The 7,684-nt window shown below is 44.2% G+C and carries 5 protein-coding genes and 1 pseudogene; 1 reads left to right on the forward strand and 5 read right to left on the reverse strand.

The features are described from left to right. The 5 genes and pseudogenes from D104_RS30640 to D104_RS37350 all read right to left on the reverse strand — a co-directional run. A pseudogene (locus D104_RS30640) lies at positions 1–190 on the reverse strand (copper resistance protein CopC); the annotation flags it as partial. Between the two features lie 112 nt (positions 191–302). Then, positions 303–3,431, reverse strand: a complete 3,129-nt coding sequence (locus D104_RS30645) for an efflux RND transporter permease subunit (protein ID WP_024024477.1) — start codon at positions 3,429–3,431, stop codon at positions 303–305. 9 nt (positions 3,432–3,440) lie between these two features. Further along, entirely contained in the window at positions 3,441–4,994 is a 1,554-nt protein-coding gene (locus D104_RS30650) for an efflux RND transporter periplasmic adaptor subunit (protein WP_024024478.1), read from the reverse strand. After that, complete coding sequence (locus tag D104_RS30655) at positions 4,991–6,364, reverse strand: TolC family protein (RefSeq protein ID WP_024024479.1); 1,374 nt, start codon at positions 6,362–6,364, stop codon at positions 4,991–4,993. The genes D104_RS30650 and D104_RS30655 overlap by 4 nt, the downstream gene beginning before the upstream one ends. Before the next feature lie 70 nt (positions 6,365–6,434). Further along, positions 6,435–6,854 carry a PHD finger domain-containing protein gene (locus tag D104_RS37350; RefSeq protein ID WP_147270570.1) on the reverse strand — a complete coding sequence of 140 codons (420 nt, stop codon included), beginning with the start codon at positions 6,852–6,854 and terminating at the stop codon, positions 6,435–6,437. A 326-nt stretch (positions 6,855–7,180) separates the two neighbouring features. Between D104_RS37350 and D104_RS30660 the strand changes: the two genes are divergently transcribed. Further along, on the forward strand, positions 7,181–7,534 hold the full coding sequence (locus D104_RS30660) for a helix-turn-helix transcriptional regulator (RefSeq protein ID WP_024024481.1): 354 nt from the start codon (positions 7,181–7,183) through the stop codon (positions 7,532–7,534). Positions 7,535–7,684: the final 150 nt, after the last annotated feature.

The raw sequence follows: 7,684 nt of genomic DNA on the forward strand, positions 1-7,684 counted from the left end.
ATCCTACTACCTTGAGACTTACAACTTTCATAGGGTTCGGGAAATTTAGCTCTACTCGTTCTGCTTGAGCCATTAGCATGGCACCGTCTTTGGGGTATGTCATGGTCATCATACCGTGTGCAAATACGTTAACGGAGGCCACCAAAGCCAATGTAGAAAATGCCAATTTCATAGTTTTCATAGTTTTCATGTTATTACCTTTTACGTTGTTGATAAATTTTTAAACGGATACAAAGAGGGGATCTCTTTATATCAACGATCTCTAAAAGTTCCGAAAAAACACTCTTTTAATACTGATTAAATTAAGACATCTGTTTCAATGACGATTTTTTCCATAGAAAATACACCGCAGGCAACACTAATAACGTCAGCACGACTGCGCTCACCATACCACCAACCATAGGCGCGGCGATTCGACTCATCACCTCCGATCCCGTTCCAGTACCATATAGAATTGGCAGCAAGCCGATAATGATGGATACCGCCGTCATCATCACCGGACGAACTCGCATACCAGAGCCATGAAGCACCGCATGGTAAAGCGTGTCCGCGCGAGGTAAGACGCCTTTTTCAGCGCATTTTTTTTGTGTCTCTGCCCAAGCTTGATTCAAATACATCAGCATAATGACGCCGATTTCCACGGCCACGCCAGCCAGCGCAATAAAGCCAACCCCCACTGCAACCGAGAAGTTGAAACCAGATAAATACATCAACCAGATACTACCCACCATAGCAAATGGCAAGGTGCCCATAATGATCGCCACCTCGGAGAAGTTACGGAAGTTGATATACAAGAGGACAATGATAATGGCCAATGTGAGCGGAACCACATAGGTCAGCTTTTCTTTTGCCCGTTGCATATACTCATATTGACCAGACCAATTTAATGAATAACCTGCTGGTAATTGCACTTGGTCTGCTACGATTTTTTGTGCGTTTTCGACATAACGGCCAATATCTACACCTTCAATGTCCACAAAGGTCCAACCGTTTAAACGCGCGTTTTCACTTTTTAATCCTGGCGGACCTTCTTCCACATAAACATCAGCAATATCCCCTAAAGCAATTCGTAAACCATTCGGAGTCACGATTGGCAAAAGGGCTAATTGCTCTGGTGAATCACGATATTCTTGTGGATAGCGAACATTAATGGGATAGCGCTCAAGCCCCTCAATAGTATTAGTGACATTCATGCCACCCACCGCCGAAGAGATAAGCTCTTGAACATCTTGAATGTTCAACCCATAACGCGATGCCTTCGCGCGATTAATGTCTATATTGACGTAACGACCACCGGCCACACGCTCAGAATAAACCGATGCCGTGCCTTCAACTGGTTTCAAGATTTTCTCTAGCTGCAAACCAATATCTTGAATCACTTTCAGATCAGGACCTGCAACCTTTATACCCACAGGGGTTTTGATGCCCGTTGCCAGCATGTCGATTCGTGTTTTGATCGGCATTACCCAAGCGTTAGTAATGCCAGGGATCTTGACCAGCTGATCAAGCTCTTGCTTGATCTTGTCGCTGGTCATGCCGTCTCGCCATTCAGAGTGAGGCTTGAGTTGAATAAAGGTTTCGATCATCGTCAAAGGTGCTGGGTCTGTCGCGGTTTCTGCACGGCCAACCTTCCCAAAGACAGTTTTCACTTCTGGCAAGGTCGCAATCAGTTTATTGGTTTGCTGTAATACCTGACGTGCTTGTCCGATGGAGATCCCCGGATACGCTGTTGGCATATACATCAAATCACCTTCGTCTAAGTTAGGAATAAACTCACTTCCCAACTTATTTAACGGCCACATACCAATGGCGAATATAGCAATCGCTACCAAAATGGTCGTTTTCGGAAAGTTCAACACAGCTTTTAACGCCGGCATATACACCGCAATCAAAGCCCGATTAACAGGGTTTTTATGCTCAGGCAAGACCTTACCTCTCACAAAGTACCCCATCAAAACAGGGACGAGGGTGATGGCTAATGCCGCCGATGCAGCCATTGCATAGGTTTTGGTATAGGCCAACGGGCCAAACATTCGCCCTTCTTGGGATTCCAAGGTAAACACAGGCACAAAACTGACGGTGATAATCAGCAGACTAAAGAATAACGCGGGGCCGACTTCGGTAGCCGCGGCGGTCACAACCTGCCAACGGTTTTCCTTGGTCATTTCGACTTTTTCCATATGCTTATGGAGATTTTCTATCATCACGATTGCGCCATCAATCATGGCGCCGATGGCAATCGCAATACCGCCAAGCGACATGATATTGGCATTAATACCCTGCAAATGCATGACGATGAAGGCAGTCAAAATACCGACAGGCAGACTGATGATGGCCACTAAAGAGGAACGCACATGAAAAAGAAACACCATACAAACCAACGCAACCACAAGGAACTCTTCCAGCAGTTTGGTCCATAAATTCTCCACAGCACGATCAATCAAACCAGAACGATCATAAACAGTCACCACCTCAACGCCTTTTGGCAAGCTGGATTTCAAGGTTTCCAATTTCGCTTTTACGCCTTCGATGGTTTTCTGTGCGTTTTCACCAAAACGCATCACCACCACGCCGCCGACGGTTTCGCCTTCGCCATTTAGATCCGCTAACCCTCGACGCATTTGTGGGCCAATACCAACGTCTGCCACATCTTTGATCGTCAGCGGTGTGCCACTTTCACTGACGCCAAGCGGAATCATTTCAATATCTTCGACGCTCTGTATATAACCAGACGCTCGAACCATGTATTCAGCTTCAGCCATTTCAATGACCGACGCGCCGACTTCCTGATTACCGCGTTTAATGGCATTTTGAATGTGACTCAATGGCATGTTTAACGCGCGCAATTTATCTGGATTCACACTTACCTGATATTGCTTCACCATGCCGCCAATGGGCGCCACTTCCGATGCGCCAGGCACGGTTTGTAATTCATGCTTCAAGAACCAGTCTTGCAGTGAACGCAATTGACTCAAGTCGTTTTGACCGGTTTTATCGACCAAGGCGTATAAATACACCCAGCCGACACCCGTTGCGTCTGGCCCCAATTGCGCCCTTGCGTTACTCGGCAAGGATGGCGCAACCTGACTTAAATACTCCAACACTCGGCTTCTCGCCCAATACATATCGGTATCTTCATCAAAAATCACGTAGACATACGAATCTCCAAAGAACGAATAACCGCGCACTGTTTGAGCACCGGGCACAGACAACATCGCCGTGGTCAACGGGTACGTAACTTGATCTTCAACCACTTGCGGCGCTTGTCCTGGATAGCTGGTTTTAATGATAACTTGCACATCAGACAAGTCAGGAATGGCATCAACGGGAGTATTCTTTAACGAATACAAGCCAGCGCCCACTAAAATAAAAGTAGCCAATAACACCATGAATCGGTTGTTTATGGACCAACGAATGATCGCTTCAATCATGATATTCCCCTACTCCGTGTCAGCGTCAAAATAGTCAGTGACCATGAATTTCACACTGCTTTCCCGCGTAATCTCAAGCTGAATATCTTTACCAATTGGCAATTCATCCAGCGTCAACCAATCAGCTAACTCAAAGTCCATCGTCATCTTTGGCCATTTCCAATCAGTAATAGCATCATGATTCACATTCACCATCCGCGTTGTCGCATCAATACGATTAATGCGTGCGGCTACCCAAACATTGTTGGTAGGTTCTGCTGCTGACATTTCATTATCAGACATTGCCGTGTTAGCCATTTCAGTGCTGCTGGCAGGCATTGCCATCTGCTCACTGTCTATATTCATGCGTTTGAAATCCGAGCTTTTGCTGGATTCAGAGTCCAACAAAAACTGCGCCGATGTCACGACCTCATCACCCAGCACCAAGCCGTCTAAAATTTCCACGTAGTCATCACCGAACGCGCCGGTTTCGACTGCAATCGATTTATAACGCCCTTCACCCAATGCCAGTACCACGCGGCTTTGCTCGCCGCCACGAATTAAAGCTTCTTTTGGAATCAATCGTTTTTTACCTGGCTCGGTGGTTTCAATACGAACATGGGCAAACATATCTGGCTTCAGAAGTTGCTCGGGGTTATCTAAACGAATGCGAACACGCAAAGTGCGATTTTTGGCATTTAGAGTCGGATAAATAAAATCCACGTTACTGCTGAAAGTTTTCCCCGGTAGGAAATCCATAACAGCCTCAACCGGTTGCCCCACCGCGACAAGATGCGCTTGGCGCTCAAACACTTCGGCATCCAACCACACCTCACTCAAATCCGCGATCGACATCAAAGTTGTGCCTGGCTTAATATAGAAACCATCTTGAATTCCAAGGTTGTCAATAACGCCGCTTTGTGGCGCAAAAAATCGCACTGTTTGAGACACTTTGCGCTTTGTCTTTAACGCTTGGATAAAACTGCTCGACACTTGCAGAGCTTTTAGCCTTTCTTCACCCGCGTTGATCATGCGCTGGTCTTTGCGCGCTAACGCAAAGACAAATTCTTCCTGCGCATTCACTAAGGTTGGTGAATACAAATCGAACAAAGGCTGACCTTTTTCAACTGAATCACCATTGAATTTAATAAAGCTCTTTTCGATCCAACCTTCGACACGAGGGTGAATATGAACAATCTTGTCTTCGTTGTAAGCCAAATAGCCCACAGTACGAATGTCTGGTTTCAGCACGCCTTCAAACACTTTTTCTGTTCTCACACCAAGGTTATTAACCACTTCAGGCGAGATGCTTACAGTACCAGCGCCCTGATTATTGGAACCTTGGTCATCACCATAAAAAGGGATTAAATCCATTCCCATAGGAGATTGACCCGGCTTGTCACGACGGTAATTTGGGTCCATTGGCGCCACCCAATATAAAGGTGCTTTTTCATCTTTCGTGACTGATGCACCAGCATTCATTTCCCCGTTCATAGCATTAAATGCTTGAAGACCAAAGTGATAACCCGTAGCCGAAAGAACGCCACCTAGTACAAATACACCGATATACCCGATTACTTTCATTTGAGTTTCACCTCTTCACTTTGTGCCATTACATAATTCAATTCGGCTAAGCGCTTGAAGCGCTCGATACGAATATTTAATAATTCAATATGTGCATTTAATGTATCGATGCGCGCCTGAACTACATCCGAGAAAACACCATCATTGCTGGTATAAGCATTCAACATGGCTTGCGCACTTTCTCTGTAACTAGGAAGTAACTTGGTTTGATACAGACGAATTCGTTGATCTAGCAAGTTAATATCAGATGTCAGAACACGATATTTCGCCATGAGTTCATTCAGCACAAGCTGCTTTTCAGAAAGAAAAGACTCGACTTGTAAGGTCGCGGCTTTCACCTGAGCATCCTGTCGACTAGACGAAAAGATTGGCACGCTGACACTCACCGCAATCGACGCCAGATCGGCTCGATCTTTGCCGCTTAGATCATCGCCGCGATAACCGTAACCCAAGGTAACGCCCCATTCTGGTTTGTACTTTTGCTCGGCAATCGATTTATCTATCTGCGCGGTATTGGATTGAACATCGACAATGCGAACCAACGGATGCTGGCTCAGACGAGCCGCCAAGGAATTTGGTGGAAGAATACTAGACGGGGTTACCATAATGGGTTCACCCGTTGTTTTCAGAGTGATTGCTTGATCAGCTGTGTTCTGATCAACCATGGTCGGAAGAATATATTGGGACAATTTTTTCAGTGCATTTTCTTTCGCTTGACGAAGCTGAGTTAGACGATGATCTAACTTAATCAACTCCAGTTCAGAACGCACTAAATCTTGCTGTTTGGCTCGCCCGTACGCCGAGCTATAACTGCTTTCCACTACCTCATGAAGTTGTTCGAACAAGGTTCTATTTTGCTTCACGAGCTTGATGCTCTCTTCGTAACTGTATACCGTTAGCCAAAGATTCGATACCTCCATTGCTAACATCGCGCGACGATTATCTCGCATCAAGGGCATTTGATCGCCTTGCACAGCGTACTTTTCCCCTGTTAAACGTAAGGTATCGCCAGCTGGAAACATCTGCGATACCGACACGTTAAATTGCGTCATCGCTTCTTGGTTAAAATCAAAACTGTCAGTTGGCATATTCAATAAACCAACATTGATTTTTGGATCCGGCAACGCCGTCATGCCTTGGCTTAAGGCGCGAATAGCATTCTCTTTCTGCTGGCTGGAAATCAACCAGTCATCTTGGGAGACGGCTTTTTCCACCGCTTGTTGCAGGCTTAACACTTCTGCGCTCGCAACAAGTGGCAGCAACGACAATAAGAAAACGGAGGCAATACGATTCGTTTTACCGATTAAAAATTGACGGCAATAGACACTCTGTAATACATGACAGAATGCCAAAAATTTGTTTTTGGCCATTGGCTTGAGTACTCATTTTTAAATTCATAAAATCTCAACGCACATTAAAGCGATGAGTGAAACTGCGAATTTAAGAAATGACTATAGGGGGGAAATAAGGCGTATTTGGGTGGGTAGAAACGTAGAATTCAGACGACAGAGTCGTGTGAACAGAAGAAATATTGTCAGAATCAGAATGATAGCTGACCAGTAAGCCTGAAAAGCTACTGCAATGATTGTCCATACAGTTTTGGTGATTGTGCTCTGATGTCAAACTAGAGCATTCGTCCATCGAATCAGACGTACAAGAGATCCCCTTATCAGGAGACATATCATGATCCGATAATTCTGACGTGTCATGCATTTCCATAGACATCATATTCGAGCTCGATAACATCATACTGTTCGTTGCCATTGCCATCGAAAATAACGATAGTACAAACAGCAAAAAGCACACGAAACCGTGTTTTCTCGCTGATATGCTGATGTTATTTAAAACAAATGATGGCATTTATAAAACTCTCTGCAACTAATCAACAAACTATATGTTAGTAAAAAGCTTAAAGCAACTCAAACTTAAATTTTGATAATCATTTGGACTTCCCAGACTTTACAAGACAACAATTGACATAAAAACCTATCTAAATCGAGGTTTTCATAAACTTCAAGTATATCGTCACCATTGGTTTCATCATTCCATTTATCCATGGACTAAAAAAATACTTCCTTATATTTCCGCACTTTCAGATATCGAAAAAAGAAACACTTAAGTTGCCTTACATCGAAATAGCAACTAATATGTTTCTATAAATTAAAAAGCAACTTATTAGTTTCCTTATGATGAATCTACTACAGCAAATCAAAAATCGTCGTTTAGCACTGAAACTCAAGCAGAATGAAATGCCAATGCGTATTGGCATTTCTAGGCAGCAGTACCAACGGCTGGAAGCAAAAGGCAACCCAAGACTTGATACTCTTGAACTGATTGCCAAAGGTCTCAATAGCGATGTCATGCTGATTCCAAAAGAAAAGCTGAATGCTGTTTTAGCTGTTCTTGAAAGTGATGGTAACAACACATCTTTACCGCACAAACAGCCTGATCATTCTGATGAACAAAAACAACTATCGGATGATCCATGGAAAGGATTACTAGAAGACAAAGATGGAGACGAAGATGACAACGGAAATTAGTGTTCTTAAGTTGACGTTACATGGCCATCTAGTGGGATATTTGGCGGGGGCAAAAAATGGACGTAATATTCTTCATTTTGCTGAAAGCTTTCAATCTAATATAGCGCGCCCCACTTTTAGCTTAAGGAACATACGAACAAGTAAGACAAT

The sequence above is a fragment of the Marinomonas profundimaris genome, from assembly GCF_000508165.1.
Taxonomy (GTDB): Bacteria; Pseudomonadota; Gammaproteobacteria; order Pseudomonadales; family Marinomonadaceae; genus Marinomonas; species Marinomonas profundimaris.

Coding starts and splice junctions, on each gene's coding strand:
- D104_RS30655 (WP_024024479.1), bottom strand. CDS start 6,364: ATGGCCAAAAACAAATTTTTGGCATTCTGTCATGTATTACAGAGTGTC.
- D104_RS30645 (WP_024024477.1), bottom strand. CDS start 3,431: ATGATTGAAGCGATCATTCGTTGGTCCATAAACAACCGATTCATGGTG.
- D104_RS30660 (WP_024024481.1), top strand. CDS start 7,181: ATGATGAATCTACTACAGCAAATCAAAAATCGTCGTTTAGCACTGAAA.
- D104_RS37350 (WP_147270570.1), bottom strand. CDS start 6,854: ATGCCATCATTTGTTTTAAATAACATCAGCATATCAGCGAGAAAACAC.
- D104_RS30650 (WP_024024478.1), bottom strand. CDS start 4,994: ATGAAAGTAATCGGGTATATCGGTGTATTTGTACTAGGTGGCGTTCTT.